This window comes from Microbacterium sp. HMWF026 (genome assembly GCF_003061325.1).
Classification (GTDB): Bacteria; Actinomycetota; Actinomycetes; order Actinomycetales; family Microbacteriaceae; genus Microbacterium; species Microbacterium testaceum_E.
The window spans coordinates 1-2,021 of record NZ_QAJB01000259.1 but is presented as its reverse complement, the minus strand read 5'-3'; the positions used below and the strand labels follow the sequence as shown (position 1 = coordinate 2,021).

Here is a 2,021-nt window from a genome sequence, read left to right as displayed (position 1 = left end):
CCGCCGTTCTACGACACCGTCGAAGAGGCGGGAGCGGTCGTCGAGCGCGTACCGCTCGTCGACGACGGGGAGCGCTGGAGCCTCGACCTCGCGGGGATCGAGAGCGCCCTGGCCGCGGGGGCGCGCGCGGTGCTGCTGTGCAACCCGCACAACCCCACCGGCACGGTGCACTCCCGCGAGAGTCTCGCGGCTCTCGCGTGCCTCGCCGCGCACTACGGCGCGAGCGTCGTGAGCGACGAGATCCACGCGCCCCTCGTGCACGCGCCGATGGTGTTCACGCCGTTCCTGGATGCCGCTCCCGAGGCGGCCGCCGTCGGCTACGCCGTCACGAGCGCGAGCAAGGCGTACAACCTGGCCGGCCTGAAGTGCGCCGTCATCGTGACGGGCGCCGAAGAGACGGCGACCGTCGTGAGGGGTCTGCCGTGGGAGGTCGAGTGGCGGGCCGGCCTGTTCGGTGTCATCGCCAACCGCGCGGCTTTCGCGGCCGAGAGCGATGAGTGGCTGGAGGGGCTGCTGGCGGCTCTCGACGAGAATCGCCGGCTGCTCGCGGACCTTCTGGCGGAACACCTGCCTCGGGCCCGCTATCGGCTCCCGGATGCCGGCTTCCTGGCGTGGGTGGATGTGTCGGCGTACGGCTGGGGCGACAACCCGGCTCCGCTGATCCGCCGCGAGGCGAAGGTGGCGTTGCACCACGGTCCGCTGTTCGGCACCGAGGGGATCGGCCACGTGCGCATCAACGTCGGGTGCGCCCCCGAGGTGCTGCGCGAGGCGATCGAGCGGATCGGCCGCCTCGCGGGGGAGCGCCGCGGGTAGCTCGACGGTGGGCGATGTCGGCCGCGGATTCTGGCATCCGAGGGTAGGTAAGGATATCCTTAGCGAGTGAAGACAGCCACGCGTCCCGCCTACCGCCCGTACGTCGCCGTGGTGAAAGAGGCGCGGCGCCTGTCGCCGCATTTCGCCCGCGTGACCTTCACCTGCCCGGACTTCGAGGTGTTCGGCACCGATCGACGCGACCAGCGCGTCAAGCTCGTGCTGCCCGGCGCCGACGGCCGGCTGTGCGACATCGGCCAGCACGACCCCGACGCGATCGACAACGGCGAGTGGTACACGCGGTGGCGCGACCTGCCGGATGCCGAGCGCATGCCGTTCCGCACCTACACCGTGCGCCGCATCGACCCCGAGGCGCTCGAGCTCGACATCGACTTCGTCCTGCACCACGACGCGGGTCCCGCGGGGAGCTGGGCCGAGAACGCGGCGGCGGGGGACGGCATCCTGATCGTGGGTCCCGACGCCCGCAGCCCCGAGTCGGCTCAGGGCATCGACTTCCACCCCGGTACCGCCCAGCGCCTGCTGCTGGCGGGCGACGAGACCGCGGCCCCGGCCATCGGCGCGATCCTCGAGGGGCTCGGCGCCGGATTCGTCGTCGACGCCTTCGTCGAGGTGCCGACGATCGACGACGCCCTGCCGCTGGCGCCCGGCGCCCTGCCGATCACGTGGGTGCCCCGCGGCGCCCGGCCCCACGGCGAGGCGTTGATCGAGGCCGTCGAGGCGTGGACCGCGGCATCCGGAGCCGTCCTCTCACGCGCCGCGGCGCCGCGCCCCCAGGAGCTCGAGGACATCGACCTCGACGTCGACCTGCTCTGGGACAGCCCCGACGACAGCGAGGGCGAGTTCTACGCGTGGATCGCGGGGGAGTCGCAGACGGTCAAGACGCTGCGGCGCCTGCTGGTGCAGGGCTGCGGCGTCGACCGCAAGCGCGTCGCCTTCATGGGGTACTGGCGAGAGGGTCAGGTCGAGCGCACGGCGTGACGGCGGGGCCAGGATCCTGGTGAACGCCCCCCGCGGCCGAGCCGCGCGGGGCGTTCTCGTCTCTGCGCCCTGGCCGGCTCCGCCGAGTGGCGGAGCGCCTGATCGGGCATGACCGGCGGGCGGCGGACGTCTCGTCCCCGACCGTGTGGAGCGAGCTCGATCGTGCGGGCGTGATCAGCCTCGCGCTGATCGTCTCCTCCACGACCGTGGGG

Annotated in this window: 2 protein-coding genes; both read left to right on the top strand. The window is 72.8% G+C overall.

From position 1 onward, the window contains the following. The coding region (locus DBR36_RS10170) for an aminotransferase class I/II-fold pyridoxal phosphate-dependent enzyme (protein WP_258222702.1) at positions 1 to 813 on the top strand (813 nt) is incomplete at its 5' end. A gap of 66 nt (positions 814 to 879) precedes the next feature. Further along, entirely contained in the window at positions 880 to 1,809 is a 930-nt protein-coding gene (locus DBR36_RS10165) for a siderophore-interacting protein (protein WP_108319065.1), read from the top strand. Positions 1,810 to 2,021 lie beyond the last annotated feature (212 nt).